The 16,940-nt window shown below is 70.6% G+C and carries 12 protein-coding genes; 2 read left to right on the top strand and 10 right to left on the bottom strand.

Annotated features, from left to right (window positions below; translation table 11 throughout):
* Positions 1-5 precede the first annotated feature (5 nt).
* The 6 genes from AMYNI_RS0119500 to topA all read right to left on the bottom strand — a co-directional run bounded on the left by AMYNI_RS0119500 (position 6) and on the right by topA (position 8,738).
* Positions 6-1,214, bottom strand: a complete 1,209-nt coding sequence (locus AMYNI_RS0119500; protein ID WP_020669721.1) for a DNA polymerase III subunit delta' — start codon at positions 1,212-1,214, stop codon at positions 6-8.
* Entirely contained in the window at positions 1,211-3,337 is a 2,127-nt protein-coding gene (locus AMYNI_RS0119495) for a bifunctional MFS transporter/dTMP kinase (protein ID WP_020669720.1), read from the bottom strand. The genes AMYNI_RS0119500 and AMYNI_RS0119495 overlap by 4 nt, the downstream gene beginning before the upstream one ends.
* Positions 3,338-3,492: 155 nt before the next feature.
* The gene (locus AMYNI_RS47295) at positions 3,493-4,032 is read right to left on the bottom strand and encodes a hypothetical protein (RefSeq protein WP_020669719.1); all 540 of its coding nucleotides are present in this window, start codon (positions 4,030-4,032) and stop codon (positions 3,493-3,495) included.
* Positions 4,033-4,242: 210 nt separating this feature from the next.
* The gene (locus AMYNI_RS0119485) at positions 4,243-5,022 is read right to left on the bottom strand and encodes an ESX secretion-associated protein EspG (protein ID WP_026360661.1); all 780 of its coding nucleotides are present in this window, start codon (positions 5,020-5,022) and stop codon (positions 4,243-4,245) included.
* A gap of 65 nt (positions 5,023-5,087) precedes the next feature.
* On the bottom strand, positions 5,088-5,897 hold the full coding sequence (locus tag AMYNI_RS0119480) for a hypothetical protein (protein WP_020669717.1): 810 nt from the start codon (positions 5,895-5,897) through the stop codon (positions 5,088-5,090).
* Between the two features lie 54 nt (positions 5,898-5,951).
* Positions 5,952-8,738 (bottom strand): type I DNA topoisomerase, encoded by a 2,787-nt coding sequence (gene topA, locus AMYNI_RS0119475; RefSeq protein ID WP_020669716.1) that lies wholly within the window; start codon positions 8,736-8,738, stop codon positions 5,952-5,954.
* Between the two features lie 280 nt (positions 8,739-9,018).
* Here topA and AMYNI_RS0119470 point away from each other — a divergent pair, with 280 nt between their 5' ends.
* On the top strand, positions 9,019-9,855 hold the full coding sequence (locus tag AMYNI_RS0119470) for a S1 family peptidase (protein WP_026360659.1): 837 nt from the start codon (positions 9,019-9,021) through the stop codon (positions 9,853-9,855).
* A 4-nt stretch (positions 9,856-9,859) separates the two neighbouring features.
* On the opposite strand, the gene AMYNI_RS0119465 is transcribed toward AMYNI_RS0119470, so the two are convergent.
* From AMYNI_RS0119465 to AMYNI_RS0119455, 3 genes are all read right to left on the bottom strand, one after another.
* On the bottom strand, positions 9,860-10,444 hold the full coding sequence (locus AMYNI_RS0119465) for a hypothetical protein (RefSeq protein ID WP_020669714.1): 585 nt from the start codon (positions 10,442-10,444) through the stop codon (positions 9,860-9,862).
* Between the two features lie 61 nt (positions 10,445-10,505).
* Positions 10,506-11,132, bottom strand: coding sequence for a hypothetical protein (locus AMYNI_RS0119460; RefSeq protein ID WP_425387905.1), 627 nt, complete (start codon positions 11,130-11,132; stop codon positions 10,506-10,508).
* Between the two features lie 195 nt (positions 11,133-11,327).
* Positions 11,328-13,634: a sodium-translocating pyrophosphatase gene (locus tag AMYNI_RS0119455; protein ID WP_020669712.1), complete on the bottom strand. Its 2,307-nt coding sequence runs from the start codon at positions 13,632-13,634 to the stop codon at positions 11,328-11,330.
* A 251-nt stretch (positions 13,635-13,885) separates the two neighbouring features.
* On the opposite strand from AMYNI_RS0119455, the gene AMYNI_RS0119450 reads away from it, so the two are divergent.
* Positions 13,886-16,315 carry a DEAD/DEAH box helicase gene (locus AMYNI_RS0119450; RefSeq protein ID WP_020669711.1) on the top strand — a complete coding sequence of 810 codons (2,430 nt, stop codon included), beginning with the start codon at positions 13,886-13,888 and terminating at the stop codon, positions 16,313-16,315.
* Here AMYNI_RS0119450 and AMYNI_RS0119445 read toward each other — a convergent pair.
* Positions 16,279-16,917: a bifunctional DNA primase/polymerase gene (locus AMYNI_RS0119445; RefSeq protein ID WP_020669710.1), complete on the bottom strand. Its 639-nt coding sequence runs from the start codon at positions 16,915-16,917 to the stop codon at positions 16,279-16,281. The genes AMYNI_RS0119450 and AMYNI_RS0119445 overlap by 37 nt on opposite strands.
* Between the last annotated feature and the right edge of the window lie 23 nt (positions 16,918-16,940).

The following is a 16,940-nucleotide window of genomic DNA, read 5'->3' as shown; positions in this document are numbered from 1 at the left end:
AGCCCTCAGCCGTGGCGGAGGGTGGTGACCATGGCTTCGACGGCGATCCGGGGCTTCACGTTCAAGCCGATCGCGTCGCGGCAGGCCAGTACCGCCTCCAGCCGGCGCAGGGTGGAATCCGGGGACCACTGCCCGGCCGCGGCGGTGATGTCGGCGGCGTGGTCGGGATGGTTCAGCCGGGCGCCCGCGCCACTGCTGGTGACCAGCACGTCCCGGTAGAACGCGGCCAGGTCCACCAGCGCCAGGTCCAGGGTGTCGCGCTGGGTACGGGTGGCGCGGGACTTCTGGCGCTTCTCCAGCGCGCGCACGGCGGCGTCGGCGGCCCGCTTGGCGGACGCGACCCCCTTGCCAGTGCCGTCGCCGCCCATCGCAGTGCGCAGCTCGGAACGCTCCGACTCGTCGCGCACCTTGCTCTCCTCGGTGGCGTCCCCCTCGGCCGCGCTGATCAGCTCGTCCGCACAGGCGAACACGTCGGACGGCCGGCGCAGGCCGAGCGGGATGCGCAGCACGGCGGCCCGGCGGTTCCGCGAGTTCTCGTCGGTGGCCAGCCGGCGCGCCCTGCCGACGTGCCCGCCGCAGACCGACGCGGCCCATTCGGCCAGCTCGGGGTCGATCCCGTCGCGCTCGACCAGCACCTGCGCGATCGCCTCCGGCGGCGGGGTGCGGAGGTTGACCAGCCGGCAGCGCGAGCGGATGGTCACCGACACGTCCTCCGGATGGTCCGAAGGCGCGCAAAGCAGGAACACGGTCCGCTCCGGCGGCTCTTCGACCGCCTTGAGCAGCGCGTTGGAGGCGCCCTCGGTGAGCCGGTCGGCGTCCTCGATGATCACCACCTGCCAGTGCCCGGTACTCGGCCGGCGGGCGGCGGCCTGCACCAGCGCGCGCATCTCGGCCACCGAGATGGACAGCCCCTCCGGCACCACCAGCCGCACGTCGGCGTGGGTGCCGGCGGCCGCGGTCCGGCAGCCGTTGCAGCCGCCGCAACCGGTGCCGGTGCTGCACTGCAGGGCGGCGGCGAAGGTACGGGCGGCCACCGAGCGGCCCGAGCCGGGCGGGCCGGTGAGCAGCCAGGCATGGGTCATCGCGCCGGGGGTGACCGACTCGCCGTCGACGATCCTGGCCGCGGCGGCGGCCGCCGCGCCGAGGATCTCGACCGCGGGCTCCTGCCCCACCAGCTGCTTCCAGACTCCGGCACGGACCAGCGCCTCGGTCACTTCGCCTCCACGACTTCAGCAGGCACCAGCCCGGCCCGGCGGCCGGCCAGCACGGCACGGACCGCGGTCCGCACGCGTTCCCCGACCTCGTCCTCGCTGCCGTCCGCGTCCACCACCACATAGCGGTCCGGGTCGGCGGCGGCCATTTCGGTGAGCAGGTGCTGCACCCGCCAGTGCTGCTCGGCGCTGCTCTTCTCCGGCACCACCAGCCCGGGGTCGGCGTCCAGCAGCACGGTCACGTCCGGGCGGAGCTTGCCGGTGGCCCAGTCCGCGAGCCCTTCGAGCTCCTTCGCGTCCAGCCCGGCCACCGCGGACAGGTGCGCCAGCGGCGAGTCCACGAACCGTTCCATCACCACGATCGCGCCCGCGTCCAGCGCGGGCTGCACATCTCGTTCCACGATGTCGGCACGCACCGCCGCGGCGGCCAGCGCCTGCGCTCTGGCGCCGGACAGCGATGCGCCGGACACCAAGGTGGTCAGCCGCTTGTCGTCCAGTGCCGGGTCGGCGGCGAGCACCACGTCCCGCGGGCCCTCGCGCAGCCAGTCCGCCAGCCGCGCCGCCTGGCTGGCCGTGTCCGTGACGGTGGTCCCCTCCAGCGCGATGAGCAGGCCGTTCACCCGGCGCGGGCGGCGGCGGATCGCGTTGCGCAGGTCGGCCAGGATCGGTTCGGTCCGGCGCGAATCCATCTGGCGGTAGGCGATCACGCCGACCAGTGCGGCCAGCAGCCCGCCGCCGAGCATCACCGGACGGGTGCCGTCGATGATGATGTCGCCGCCCCAGACGCTCACCCGGCGCGGCCGGACCAGTCCGATCAGCAGCGGCACGGTGGCGGTGGAACCGAACACGATGATCTTCATCAGGGACTGGTAGATGGCGTTGATCCGGCCCCGGATCGAGTCGTCCACCTGCGAGCCGATGATCGTCACGCCGGTCAGGAAGGCGGCCCCGGCGCAGGCACCGACGATGGCCACCGTGACCAGCGAGATAGCCAGGTGCGGGGAAAGCGCGACCAGGATCAGCGCGATCCCGGCGAACACGATGGCGATGCCGAACAGCCGGTCGTGCGGCAGCCGCTTGGCCAGCTTCGGCGCCCCGGCCATCCCGCTGGCGAGCCCGACGAAGACGGAGACCACCAGCAGGCCGAACGAGGAATCGCCGCCGAGCAGGCTGGACGAGTACGGCTTGGCCGAGCCGATCACCGCGCCCCCGGCGGCGAACGCGCCGATCGCGCCGATCAGCAGGCCGCGGATCAGGGGTGTGGTGCGGACGAACCTGGCGCCGTCGCGGACCATGCCGAGGAACCCGGTGCGCGGCTCGTCGGCCTGCCCGTCCGCACCCGGCTTGGCGGCCGGCAGCGGCTGCGGTTTCGGCGGCTGCGCGGTGGCGCCGCCGGGCCGGGTGTGCACGTTGCGCAGCGAAAGCTCGGGGATCCTGGTGATGATCAGCAGTGCGCTGCCCAGGTAGAGCAGGCCGTTGATGACCACCACGATCTTCGCGAAACCCAGTTCGCCGAACAGGTTCGGCGGCAGGTGCAGGGTGGTGCCGATCCCGGTGATGATCGCGTAGATACCGCCGCCGGTGACCACGGCGAGGCCGTAGGTCATCACCATGCCCAGCTGGTTCGCGGTCTCCACCTGGTCCGGCCGGCGCAGCAGATTCGGCACCGCCGCGTCCTTGGACGGGATCCACATCATCGAGCTGGCGCCAACCAGGAAGTTCGCGATGAACAGCCACAACCCGGTGCCGACGAAGGCGATGGACATCAGCAGCCCGCAGCGGAACAGATCGGCCACGAACATGACCTTGCGCCGGTCGAACCGGTCGGCGAGCAGGCCGCCCAGCGGCGCGAAGATCAGGCCAGGCAGCAGGCCGGTCAGCACGACCGCGGTGAAGGCGAAGTTCTGCGCGGTGTAGTTCTGGGTGAACTTCGTGGCCAGGCCGGTGAGCGCGAGAATGGCCAGCCAGTCCGCGGTGCTGCACAGGTAGGTGACGCCCCAGAGCCGGCGGAACGGCTTGATGGCCAGCACCCGGCGTACCCGGTAGACGGTGGACGCGTCGGAGTTCGCCGACGCCCTCGCGTCCGCGCGCCGTTCCTCCTGGACGCCCTCGCTGATCCGGCCCACCCACCTTTGTCACCGCGGTGCCGGCAGACCCCCGGCCACCGCGGCCGCCGGGTCCCCCGACCGTGTGGGTCAGGGTATCCCTGTCCGCGTCGGCACACCGGCCCCGGGCTCGGCGCACCGCGCCGAACAGGCGAAACACCGCAGCGCGGCGACGATCAGTCGAAGAGGCCGGAAACGGTGCCGACCAGGCTGGAGATCAGCTCGATCAGCACGACACCGAACACGATCAGCAGCACCACGGCCACTATGACGCCGGCGGACCCGCGGGTCGGCTTGGTCTTCGGCAGGCCGACCTTCGGCCTCGGCAGCCGCACCTTCGCCCGCCGGCCAGGGCGCATCACCTGGCGAGCGGGCCAGTTGCGCTGCTGCGGCAGCATGCCGAGCGGCTCGGCGAGGCCGAACTGCTGCTGCGTACCACCGGCCGGCGCGGCCGGGCCTGCCAGCGGGGCCGATGGCGACTCCGCTTCGGCCGGCTCCACCGGCACCTCACCGCCCATCGCGGCGTCCACCATCTGCTTGACCGCGTCCACGTCCGGCTTCACCGGCTCCGCGATGCGCATCGGCCCGAAGTCGTCCCGGAGATCGGTGTCCGAGCCGGTGACCAGCCCGGACAACGGGTCGCCGAAGGAGTCGGCCGTGCTGGACGCGTGGGTGCCGTCACCACTGGACAGCGCGTCGTCCCCAGCCGGGCTCATCTGACCATCCTCGCGCTCGACGGAACCTGCACCTTTTCCAGCGTAGTGGTCTCAGCCCACCGCGCATGGGCCAACCGGGGGCACCGCACGGTTACCCACCGCAGGCGGGTGCCACGGCTCACGGCCCGCGAATCCGGCCGCCGAACCTGGTCCGGCATTCGGTCGAATCCGCATTGGACTGTCCACTATGGACTCCATCGGGTTCGGGTTTCAGAAGCATCCCGGCTCCTCGTGCTGATGAATGGACTCGGCCAGCCACTCGCCAGCCTTCGCGGTGCTGATCGGACGGCAGAGCAGACTCCAGTTCCCCGCGCAGTCCACCGAGCCGGCCAGCGCGTGGCGCCCGTCCGCGGTGTCAAGCAACGCGTAGGTGCCGCCGGGATGATTCGCCACGACCTTGTCACCTACGGACAGGTCGACCAGCACGGTGCCCAGCCGCGGCCGGGCACCCAGTTCGCGGATGTGCGCCACCTCCGCCGCGCACTCGGGACCGAGCACGCCGAGCGGCCCGGCATCGAGCCGCAGCACGTCACCACGCCCGGGCGGGCGGTCCGGCAGCTGCTCGAGCACCAGGCGAACCAGGTCCTCCGCGCTTCCGGTCCGCAGCACCGCCTGGTCGCCGACCCTGCTGATCAGCGCGGCGTGCTGCTTGCCGCCGAAGAACTGCACCTGCACCGGCTCCGGCCGGCCGGCGAACACCCCGGTCAGCACCCCGCGGACGTCCCCACGGCGCATGGCGTCCAGCAGCTCCGGCATCCCGGGGACCAGCCGCCCACCCTCGGACAGGCCGAGCTCGGCCAGCCGGTCGTGCCAGTAGCTGTGCCGCGCCGCCTCCGCGGCCAGGTCGGCGAGGGGAAGGCCGGGCGGCGACGCCGGATCGGCGTCCGGGTCGTAGAACTGCATGACGGAAAGGCGGCGGGGTACCGCGCGGGTGAGCGGCGCGATGACCTCGTCGACGAGCTCGAAAACGGTAGGTGAAGAGGTGGTCACCAAACCAGTACACCGCTTGGGACCGACACTTTCGAATCGAACTGACGTTCGATAGCCTGATCGGACTAGTCGGCTTCGTCCCGTCGCTCGATCGCCTGCTCCACCGACTCCTCCATCCACCACGCCAGCGCGTCCGGACTCGACTTGGTGAGCAGGATGCCGCGCTCGGGCCCGTCGTCACCGAGGGTGGCCAGCACATGCCGGCCGAGGTCGTTGTCGATCACCAGGAAGGCGTGCTCGAGGTACTCGGAGCAGAGCGTGTTGTAGGCGACCAGATCCAGCACCAGGGTGCCGGCCCGCTCCCTGGCCAGGAACGCCTTCAGCTCCTCGACCTTGTCCCGGTAGCCCTCGTCGATCACACCCTTGGCGTCGGCGGGCACCCGGATGGTGTCCGCCCTGCCCTCCGGCCAGTCGGGCACGAACTCCACGATCCGCTCGAACAGCTGGTAGAAGCCGCCGCCGCGGATCATCGAACTGCCGTCCGGCCGCCAGCTCCAGATCACCCCGGACCGGTCGTCGGCGTAGCAGCGGATGTCCAGCGTGCCGGACGCCTTCTCGTGCAGGCCGCTGAGCACCACCCGGACCGGGCCGCGCAGCATCAGCCCGGCCATCCGCACGCCGGTCTCGTTCAGCTCGCCGTGCTTACCGAGCCCCACCTGTTCCAGCGCGACCGCCCAGGCGTTGTGCTGCTCGGCCTCGGCGGCCAAGTCGGCCGGGTTGTCCGAGCCGAAGGCGAACGCGCCACCCCGGATGTCCTCATCGGAGGCGTCCGGGTTGAACAGATCGTCCACCGTCACCCGTCGCGGCAGCGCCTCCAGCGCGGGCCTGGCCGCCATTTCCAGCAATTCGTACACGGTCGGCAATGAATCGGTCACAAGGCATTACACCCCTCCACACCGATATCCGGTGGTGCCGCGCCGGGATCGGGACTACTTGGCCTTACCCGCCCCGGATTTCGCGGGCGTCTTCTTCCGAGCCGGAGACGCCCTCTTCTTCGGCGCCGGCCCCTTCGCACGCTTCTCGGCCAGCAGCTCGGCCGCCCTGTCCGCGGTCAGCGACTCGATGCTGTCCGCCCTCCGCAGGGTCGCGTTGTACTCACCATCGGTGACGTACGGACCGAACCGGCCATCCTTCACGATCATCGGTTTACCGGATACCGGGTCGTCGCCGAGCTCTTTGAGCGGCGGTTTGGCGGCAGCCTGGCGGCCACGGCGCTTCGGCTCCGAATAGATCTTCAGCGCCTCTTCCAGGGTGACCGTGAACAGCTGCTCCTCGTTCTCCAGCGAGCGCGAGTCGGTGCCCTTCTTCAGATACGGCCCATACCGGCCGTTCTGCGCGGTGATCTCGTCCCCGCTCTCCGGGTCCTTGCCGACCACCCGCGGCAGCGACAGCAGCTTGAGCGCGTCCTCCAGGGTCACGCTCTCCACCGACATCGACTTGAACAGCGAGCCGGTGCGCGGCTTCGGCCGCTTCGCCTTGGCGGCCTTCTTCTGCGCCGCGGTCATCCCCTCCGGCTCCTCGGCCTCGGGCAGCAGCTCGGTGACGTACGGGCCGAAACGACCCTCCTTCGCCACGATCTCGTGCCCGCTCACCGGGTCGGTGCCGAGCACCCGGCCCTCCTGCGGGGTGGCGAACAGCTTCTCCGCGATCTCCGGGCTCAGCTCGTCCGGCGGCAGGTCCTCCGGCAGGTTCGCGCGCTGGGACTTCTCGTCCACCTCACGCTCCAGGTACGGGCCGTAGCGGCCGACCCGGACCACGACCTGGTGCCCGTCGGAGTCGTTGAACAGCGGGATCGAGTTGATCTGACGGGCGTCGATGTCCTCGACCCCGCCCTCGACCAGCTTCTTCAGCCCGCCGAGCCGGCCGATCGAACCGTCCACGCCCATGTCGCCGCCGAAGTAGAACTTCGACAGCCACAAGGTGCGCTGCTCGGCGCCGGCCGCGATCCGGTCGAGCTCGTCCTCCATGCCGGCGGTGAAGTCGTAGTCCACCAGCCGCTCGAAGTGCCGCTCGAGCAGGCCAACCACGGCGAAGGCCACCCAGGACGGCACCAGCGCGGAACCCTTCTTCCACACGTACCCGCGGTCCTGGATGGTGTTGATGATCGACGCGTAGGTGGACGGCCTGCCGATGCCGAGCTCTTCCAGCTTGCTCACCAGGCTTGGCTCGGTGTAGCGCGCCGGGGGCGAGGTGGAGTGCCCGTCCGGGCTCAGCTCGCCGGCCAGCACCGACTGGTCCTTGACCAGCTGCGGCAGCCTGCTCTGCTTGTCGTCGGCCTCGCCACCGGCCTCGGTGTCCACGGCCTCCACGTACGCCTTGAGGAACCCGGCGAAGGTGATGGTGCGGCCGGACGCGGCGAAGGTGCACTCCTCGCCGCTACTCGCGTTGCCGGTGATCCGCACCGACATCGTGGTGCCCTTGGCGTCGGCCATCTGCGAGGCGATGGTGCGCTGCCAGATCAGCTCGTAGAGGCGGAACTCGTCGGACTCCAGCTCACCGGCCACCTGGCCGGGGGTACGGAACACCTCGCCGGAAGGGCGGATCGCCTCGTGCGCCTCCTGGGCGTTCTTCACCTTGCGGGTGTACTGCCGCGGCTTGTCCGCGACGTACTCCTTGCCGTAGAGCTGCGAAGCCTGGCTGCGCGCCGCCGAGATCGCCGTCTCCGACAGCGTCGTCGAGTCGGTACGCATGTAGGTGATGTAACCGTTCTCGTACAGCCGCTGCGCGATCCGCATCGTGCGATCCGAGGAGAACCGCAGCTTGCGGCCGGCCTCCTGCTGCAGGGTCGAGGTCATGAACGGTGCGTACGGCCGCCGCGTGTAGGGCTTCTCCTCGACGCTGGAGACCACGAAGTCGCGTTCGTGCAGCGCCTGCGCCAGCCGGGTCGCGTCCGCCTCGGTCAGGATTCGGACGTCGTTCGCGGACGCCTTGAGCTGCCCGTCGGAGCCGAAGTCGCGGCCGGTGGCCAGCCGTGCGCCGTCCACCGACACCAGCCGCGCCGGGAAGGTACGCGGAGTCGCGTCCGCTCCAGCGTCCATGGTCGCCGAGATGTCCCAGTAGGAAGCCGACTTGAAGCGCATCCGCTCGCGCTCGCGCTCCACCACGATCCTGGTGGCCACCGACTGCACCCGGCCCGCCGACAGCTTCGGCATGACCTTCTTCCACAGCACCGGCGAGACCTCGTAGCCGTAGAGCCGGTCCAGGATGCGCCTGGTCTCCTGCGCGTCCACCAGGTCCGCGTCCAGCTCACGCGTGCTTTCCGCGGCAGCACGGATGGCCTGCTCGGTGACCTCGTGGAACACCATCCGGCGCACCGGCACCTTCGGCTTGAGCGCCTCCAGCAGGTGCCAGGCGATGGCTTCGCCCTCGCGGTCGGGGTCAGTGGCGAGATAGAGCTCGTCGACGTCCTTGAGCAGGTTCTTCAGCTCGGTGACCGTGGCCTTCTTGTCCGGCGTGACGATGTACAGCGGCTCGAAGTCGTTGTCCACGTCCACGCCGAGCCGCGCCCACGGCTGCCCCTTGTACTTGGCCGGCACGTCGGCGGCGCCGCGCGGCAGGTCGCGGATATGACCGCGAGAGGATTCGACGACGTAGTTTCCGCCGAGGTACGGCGCGATCTTCCGGGCCTTGGTCGGTGACTCGACGATCACCAGCCGCCGACGGCCGGTGCCGTCGCCAGCCGCGTCGCTCTTCTTGGTCCGTGCCGATCCAGCCACGCTGTCCGCTCTCCGCTCATTCCTCGCCGCTTCGGCGCGACGTCTGTTCGACCCGTCAGTGTGCCCTTTGTCGCGTCCCGGCGTACGGCTAGGTGCCGCAACACGCCGCGGTGAACCATGTGGAACGCATCGCCGCCGGGCCCGGTGGCGTTTCTACTCCACACCTAGCACGTGACGCCGAGCACAGCCACGGCCGGTCACCGATAACCACCCTTCGCAGGTGGCGGGCACCAATGGTGGGCTGTTGACTAACTACAGCCCTCGACCGGAAGGATCAACCATGCGCCGGCGCCTACTGACCGCTGCCATGACAATACTGACCGCCATCGGAATGGCGACCGCCGTACCGGCCGCCGCCGGTGCCAGCACCGCCACCATCCTGGCCCCGGACTTCCACGGCATCGTCGCACTGTCCAACTGTTCCGGCTCCGTCGTCAAGCCGGTCGGCGCCGCGGACACCGATCCGGCGCTGGTGCTGTCCAACGGGCACTGCCTGGAATCCGGCTTCCCCGGACCGGGCGAAGTGATCGTGAACCAGCCGTCCACCAGGAGTTTCTCCCTGCTCTCCACGGACGGTCAGTCCACCGTCGGGCAGCTGAGGGCGACGAAGATCATCTACGCCACGATGACCGACACCGACGCTTCGCTCTACCAGCTGAGCACCAGCTACGCCCAGATCGACCAGAGCTACGGCATCAAGGCGCTGGAGCTGTCCGACGCGCATCCCACCGCCGGGTCCGCGATCGACGTCATCTCGGGCTACTGGAAGCGCATCTACTCCTGCTCGATCGACGGCTTCCCGTACCAGCTGCGCGAGGGGAGCTGGACCTGGAAGGACTCCATCCGCTACACCCCGGAGTGCAAGACCATCGGCGGCACCTCCGGCTCGCCGATCGTGGACCGCGCCTCGGGCAAGGTCGTCGGCGTGAACAACACCGGCAACGAGAGCGGTGAGCGCTGCACGGACAACAACCCGTGCGAGGTGGACGAGAACGGCAACGTGACGGTCCGCCACGGGACCAACTACGGCCAGCAGACCTACCTGTTCCACGGCTGCCTCGCCCCGCGCGGCGAGATCGACCTGAACCAGCCGGACTGCAAGCTGCCCAAGCCCTAGCGGCTCAGCTCGCCCGCCTGGCCGGCACGGACACCGGCCAGGCGGGCTCGGCCCCCGGCGGCGCCCTGCCGATCAGCTCGGCCAGCACCGCCAGCCGCCGTCGCCCGGCCACCTTGATGCCCGGCCCGGTGAGCCGGGCGCCCGCCACGCCCAGCGCGCGGATCGCCTCGGCCAGCGCCGGATGGGTCTCCGGCGCGTGCTCGTCCAACGAGAGCAGATAACCGCCGTCGATCCACCGCCCGCCGGTCAGCGCCCACATCCGCAGCGCCGCACCGGTCAGCCGGAACTTCGGTGGCACCTCCTTGACCGCACCCGGCTGCCAGGCCGTGGCCATGCCGAGCAGGTCCTTGCGGAACGCGGTGCGCACCAGCGGCTGCCCGAAGTCCGACCTTGCCACCTGCGCGGCCGCCCCGCGCAGCGTGCATTCCGCGGCCAGCAGCCCGGCCCGCCACGGCTCGTCGACCACCACCGACAACCTGGCCGCGGTGCGCCCGAAAGCGGCCAGCTGTCCCTGGCCGCACAGCACCCCGGCGAGGTCGGCGACGCTGGGCGCGCTCGCCTCCGCCGAAAAGATGGAGATCTGCTCCACCCGAGCAGCTTAGAACACTTGTTCGACTCCTGGCGAGACTTCGGCAGCGGAAAGCGCCGAGTCAGCGTCCGGAGGTCGGCGGCGGGGTCAGGCTCGCCGACGGCCCCTGCGTGCTGAGCTGAAGGCAGGCCGGTGCCCGGCTGCTCGCCGCGGTCAGCTCCGGGCTGGTCTCGAAACCGGCCAGCAGGTTCAGCCGCGAGACATCGGCCAGCGGCGCCTGCGCCTCGTTCAGCGCGGCCCGGCCCGCCGCCGGATCGCCCTGTGCCGCTTCCAGCCGCTGCTTGGCGGCCGCGGTGCGGTCCCGGATCGCGGTGAACGAACCGAGCGCGTCGGCCCGTACCTTGTCCGCGCCGGCCACCGGCGACGGCGGCAGCCCGCCGAGCCCGCTCAGCGTGCGGTCCAGCCCGCTGACCATCGCGCCGAGCAGCTCGCCGGAGGTCTGGAAGGCCCGCTGCTGGCTGCTCGGATCCACCACCGGCATGGTGGCCAGGGTGTCCACCAGCCCGCTCACCGACGAGCAGTAGCCGTCCGCCCAGCGCATCGCCTCGTCCTGCTGTGCGGCCTCGCCCTGGGTGATGCCCGGCCCTTCCGGCTCACCGGCCGGCGACACCGGCGCGGAGCGGCCACAACCGGTGAGGCAGAGGCACAGCGCGGCCAGCGCCATGAAAACGGTCTTCCCCGGCCGCAAGACCAACACCTCCAGGCAACGTGGGCACAGCCGCTCCGACGGTACCGATCACAAAACTGAACGCAACTCGCGAAGCCGCCAGGTCCGGCGTGCGGCGCGGGAAAACTCCGGCGCCGCACGCCGGACCTGCACCGACGACAACGGGCCCGCCACGCGGTTCGCGTGGCGGGCCCGGCGTGGCGAAACGAGGAGCGGCTAGGAAGCCGTCGCCGTCGCCGAACTGTCACTCGGAGTGTCCGCGATCGCCGTACCGCGGCGCTTGGACACCACGATCGCGGCCACGATGATCGCCACCGCGACCAGCGAGATGGCGATCCGGACCCCGGCCGAAGCGTCCGGGCCGATCGAGAACTGCACCACCGCGGGCGCGATCAGCAGCGAAACCAGGTTCATCACCTTGATCAGCGGGTTGATCGCCGGGCCGGCGGTGTCCTTGAACGGGTCACCGACGGTGTCACCGATGATGGTCGCTTCGTGCGCGTCCGAACCCTTGCCACCGTGGTTGCCGTCCTCCACCAGCTTCTTGGCGTTGTCCCACGCACCACCGGAGTTGGCCAGGAACACGGCCATCAGGGTGCCGGTCGCGATCGCGCCGCCGAGGTAGCCGGCCAACGCACCGGTACCGAGCCCGAAGCCGACCGCGATCGGCGCGAACACCGCGAGCAGGCCGGGGGTGGCCAGCTCGCGCAGCGAGTCACGGGTGACGATGTCGACCACGCGGCCGTACTCCGGCCTGGTGGTGCCCTCCATGATGCCGGCGATCTCCCGGAACTGACGGCGCACCTCGTAGACCACCGCGCCCGCCGCCCTGGACACCGCGTTGATCGCGAGCCCGGAGAACAGGAACACGACCGCCGCCCCGATCAGCACACCGACCAGGGTGTTCGGCGTGACGATGGTGTCCAGGAAGGACTTCGGCAGTTCGGCGATGCTGCCGCCGGCCGCCGCGATGTCCTGCAGCGCCTGGCGGATCGAGTCCTGGTAGGAGCCGAACAGCGCGGTCGCGGCCAGTACTGCGGTCGCGATCGCGATGCCCTTGGTGATCGCCTTGGTGGTGTTGCCCACCGCGTCCAGCTCGGTCAGGATCTGCGCGGCGTTCTCGTCCACGTCACCGGACATCTCCGCGATGCCCTGCGCGTTGTCCGAAACCGGGCCGAAGGTGTCCATCGCGACGATCACGCCGACCGTGGTGAGCAGGCCGGTACCGGCCAGCGCGACGGCGAACAGGGCCACCGAACCACCGATCAGGTAGGCGCCGAACACCGCGCCACCGATCACGATCGCGGTGTAGACCGCGGACTCGAAACCGACCGAGAGACCGGACAGGATCACCGTGGCGGCACCGGTTTCCGAGGTCTTGCCGACGTCCTTGACCGGCTTGTGCTCGGTGCCGGTGTAGTAGCCGGTCAGCCAGAGGATGATGCCGGCCAGCACGATGCCGATGATCACCGAGATGGTCGCGATGACCGCCGGGTTGCCTTCCGTGGCGGCAAATGCGTCACCGAAGCCGGCGAAGCTGCCGGGCAGGAAGATGAACGCGGCGATCGTGGACAGCACCGCGGAAATGACCGCGGAAATGTAGAACGCCTTGTTGATCGTGGTAAGTCCGCTTTCGCCGACCTTGGCCTTGGTGATGTACACCCCGATCACCGCGGTGATCACGCCGATGGCGGGCACGATCAGCGGGAAGAGCAGGCCGTCCACGCCGAACGCGACGCTGCCGAGGATCAGCGCGGCGACCAGGGTCACCGCGTAGGACTCGAACAGGTCCGCCGCCATCCCGGCGCAGTCGCCCACGTTGTCACCGACGTTGTCGGCGATGGTGGCCGCGTTGCGCGGGTCGTCCTCGGGAATGCCCTGCTCGACCTTGCCGACCAGGTCCGCGCCCACGTCGGCGGCCTTGGTGAAGATGCCGCCGCCGACACGCATGAACATGGCGATCAGCGCGGCACCGAACCCGAAGCCCTCGAGCACCTTCGGTGCCTGCCCGGCGTACACCAGCACGACCAGCGCGGCACCGAACAGGCCGAGGCCCACGGTGGCCATGCCGACCGCACCGCCGGTGCGGAACGCCACCCGCATCGCCTTTTCCCGGCCGCCGTCCTCCCTCGACGCGGCCGCCACCCGCAGGTTCGCCTGCGTGGCCAGCCACATGCCGAGATAGCCGATGGTGAACGAGAAACCGGCCCCGACCAGGAAAAAGATCGATCGGCCGATACGTTCGCCCACGTCCTCAGCCGGGAGCGCGAAGAGCAGTACGAACACCACTACGCCGAAGATGGCGAGGGTGTTGCGTTGCCGCTTGAGGTAGGCAGCCGCACCTTCCTGCACTGCCTTGGCGATCTCCTGCATCTTGGCGGTGCCCTGGCCGGCGGCCAGCACCTCTTTGAGCAGGAAGTAGCCAACGACCAGTGCGGCAAGGGCGACCACGGCGACTACAGCCACGATGGTGTAGTCACCTCCGGAGAGCTCTAGGCCCTCCGCGAGGAACTGCCGGGACATCCGTCCTCCTGGAAACGTCGCCTTAAGCCGGCGACGGACGGACGGGGAACCGGCCGTACCGACGCTGGCATGGGATCTACACCACAAGTGGTGTGGTTTGCCGGAGTGTATTGGTACTGCTTCAGCACGCCGCAAGGCGTCCCATCGAGAACACGCTGCGTACAGGCTGTGAGTCTGCTCACTGGACCGATTTCTCCTGGGATCAAACAGGGTCTGGCCGCTCTGTCGGTGCCCTGTGCGAAGCTCGGCGAGTGGAAGGTGCCGCAGAGAGCGACCGGGCCCGGCGGCTACTGCGCCGGGTGACCGCCGGCATCCCGGAGTCGGCGAACCCGGTCACCCACGTGACCGAGCAGCCGGCCAGGCAGGCCCGGTTCGCCGGCTGGCCGGAGTGGGCGGCGGTCCCGGTGGTGGACGCGCTGCGCGGTGCCGGGGTCGAGCGGCCGTGGGCGCACCAGATCGAGGCGGCGTCGCTGGCCTACCAGGGACGGCACGTGGTGGTCTCCACCGGCACCGCGTCCGGCAAGTCGCTGTGCTACCAGCTGCCGGTGCTCTCCACCCTGGCCGCCGACGAGCGGGCCTGTGCGCTGTACCTCTCGCCGACCAAGGCGCTCGGCGCGGACCAGCTCCGCTCGGTGTCCTCTTTGGACGCCGCCGGGGTGCGCCCGGCCGGCTACGACGGGGACACCCCGCTGGCCGAGCGGGACTGGGTGCGCACGCACGCCAGGTGGGTGTTCACCAACCCGGACATGCTGCACCGCGGCATCCTGTCCGCGCACTCCCGGTGGGCCAGGTTCTTCCGCCGCCTGTCCTATGTGGTCATCGACGAGTGCCACAGCTACCGCGGGGTGTTCGGCTCGCATGTGGCACTGCTGTTGCGCCGGCTGCAACGGGTGGCGCGGCACTACGGCTCATCCCCGGTCTTCGTGCTGGCTTCCGCGACCACGGCCGATCCCGCCGAGTTCGCCACCAGGCTGACCGGGGTTCAGGTCACGCCGGTGACGGCGGACGGCTCGCCGCGCGGCGCCAGGACGGTGGCGTTGTGGGAGCCGCCGCTGCTGGACGACCTGTCCGGGGAGAACGGCGCCCCGGTGCGCCGCTCCGCCGGCGCCGAGACCGCGCGGATCCTGGCCGAGTTGGTCATCGAGGGCGCCCGCTCGCTGGCTTTCGTGCGCTCCCGGCGCGGCGCCGAGCTGACCGCGCTCGCCGCCCGCCGCATCCTGTCCGAAGTGGACGGTTCGCTGGCCGAGCAGGTGGCGGCCTACCGGGCTGGCTTCCTGCCGGAGGAGCGCCGGGCGCTGGAGCGGGCGCTGCTGGCGGGCAGGCTGCTCGGGGTGGCCACCACGAACGCGCTCGAACTGGGCGTGGACATCGCGGGGCTGGACGCGGTGGTGCTGGCCGGCTATCCCGGCACCCTGGCCTCGTTCTGGCAGCAGGCCGGCCGCGCCGGGCGGTCCGGCGACAGCGCACTGGTGGTGTTCGTGGCCCGCGACGATCCGCTGGACACCTATCTGGTGCACCATCCGGCGGCGATCCTGGACCGCCCGGTGGAGACGGCCGTGCTCGACCCGACGAACCCTTATGTGCTCGCGCCCCAGCTGGCCTGCGCCGCGGCCGAGCTGCCGCTGACCACCGGCGAGCTGGAGACCTTCGGCGGCGCCGCGGCCAGGGAGGTGCTGGACGGGCTGGTCGCGGACAAGGTGTTGCGCCGTCGGCAGAGCGGCTGGTACTGGACTTCGCGGGACCGGCCGCAGCACCAGGTGGACATCCGCGGCTCCGGCGGCGAGCAGTTCGCCGTGGTGGAGGCGGAAACCTCCCGGATGCTCGGCACGGTGGACCCCGGTTCGGCCTGCACCACCGTGCATCCCGGCGCGGTGTACCTGCACCAGGGCTCGTCCTACGTGGTGGACGAGCTCGACTTCGAGTCCGGCCTGGCGCTGGTGCACGCGGAGGACCCGGAATGGAACACGTCTCCGCGCGAGCTGGTGGACATCACGGTGCTGAACACCCAGCAGCGCCTCGACTACGGCGGGGTGCGGGTCTGCCTCGGCGAGGTGTCGGTGACGTCGCAGGTGGTCGGCTATCTGCGCAGGCTGCCGTCCGGCCAGATCCTCGACCAGATCCCGTTGGATCTGCCCGAGAACGAGCTGCGCACCAGAGCCGTCTGGTACACCGTCGCCGACGACCTGCTGACCGGGAATTCGGTGGGGACCGGGGAAAACAGGGCACCGGGGGGCGCCGGACTCGATCCGGCGCGCATCCCCGGTGCCCTGCATGCCGCCGAGCACGCGGCGATCGGCCTGCTACCGCTGTTCGCTACGTGCGACCGATGGGACATCGGGGGCGTTTCCACCGCTTTGCACGGAGACACCGGGGAGGCGACGGTGTTCGTGCACGATGGCCATCCCGGGGGTGCGGGATTCGCCGACCGCGGCTTTGCCGCGTTGGTCCCATGGCTGGCCGCTACGCGGGAGGCGATCATCTCCTGCGAGTGCCCGGCGGGATGCCCGTCCTGCGTCCAGTCACCGAAATGCGGGAACGGCAACGAACCACTGGACAAGGCGGGGGCGGTGGCCGTACTGGATACCGTGCTGAGGGCTGTGTGTGAGCACGGCGGCCGGCATGGCCACGGGGTCGTCGTTGGTGATCAGGCCGCGGAGGGTTCCACGGCGGCGAAGGGCTGAACCGCGTCGGCGGCGTTCTCGAGCGCACGGGCCAGCACGTCGTGCACCACGTGTGCCTCCGGCAGCTGCCAGCCCCAGACCTCGGGCTTGACCCGCCAGTGCACGACACCGTGCTGGAACGGGGTGGGTGGCAGCGGCACCCAGCTGTCCGCACCGTGCCAGCGGACCGACTGGTGCTCGGCCAGCACGGCCGGCACCCGGTCGGCGACCGTGGTCAGGAACAACCAGCGGCCGTTCGGCATCGCCACGATCGGCGCGGGCTGGCCGGTCAGCCGCAGCAGACGGGCGGCCTGCTTGCCGAGGTGGTCGTCCACCTCGACCGCATCCAGCACGGTGCCGGTGGCCACGAGCAGGCTCCACGGCGTGCCGGTCCACCACGAGGCCACCTGATGCGGGTGCGCACCGAGCAGCTCACGCCAGTTCTCCTGTGCGGGCACCGGCCCGAACCAGGCGGTGTTGTCGCCGCCCTGCTCGGCCGTGTCCAGCGCCGGATAGGTGCCCGGAAGCACCGGCCACCCGCGGGAAGCGAGGCCGATGGCCTCCGCGCGAAGCTCGATGCGGAAAGCTCCGCGCCAGCTGTCCGACCAGTCCGTGTCCAACATCGTTCTTTCTGCCTCTCTTGGCT

This window comes from Amycolatopsis nigrescens CSC17Ta-90 (genome assembly GCF_000384315.1).
GTDB classification, from domain to species: domain Bacteria; phylum Actinomycetota; class Actinomycetes; order Mycobacteriales; family Pseudonocardiaceae; genus Amycolatopsis; species Amycolatopsis nigrescens.
The sequence above is the reverse complement of the archived record's forward strand: the minus strand, read 5'-3'. Positions and strand labels throughout refer to the sequence as shown.

Coding starts and splice junctions, on each gene's coding strand:
- AMYNI_RS47295 (WP_020669719.1), bottom strand. CDS start 4,032: ATGAGCCCGGCTGGGGACGACGCGCTGTCCAGTGGTGACGGCACCCAC.
- AMYNI_RS0119470 (WP_026360659.1), top strand. CDS start 9,019: ATGCGCCGGCGCCTACTGACCGCTGCCATGACAATACTGACCGCCATC.
- AMYNI_RS0119455 (WP_020669712.1), bottom strand. CDS start 13,634: ATGTCCCGGCAGTTCCTCGCGGAGGGCCTAGAGCTCTCCGGAGGTGAC.
- AMYNI_RS0119445 (WP_020669710.1), bottom strand. CDS start 16,917: ATGTTGGACACGGACTGGTCGGACAGCTGGCGCGGAGCTTTCCGCATC.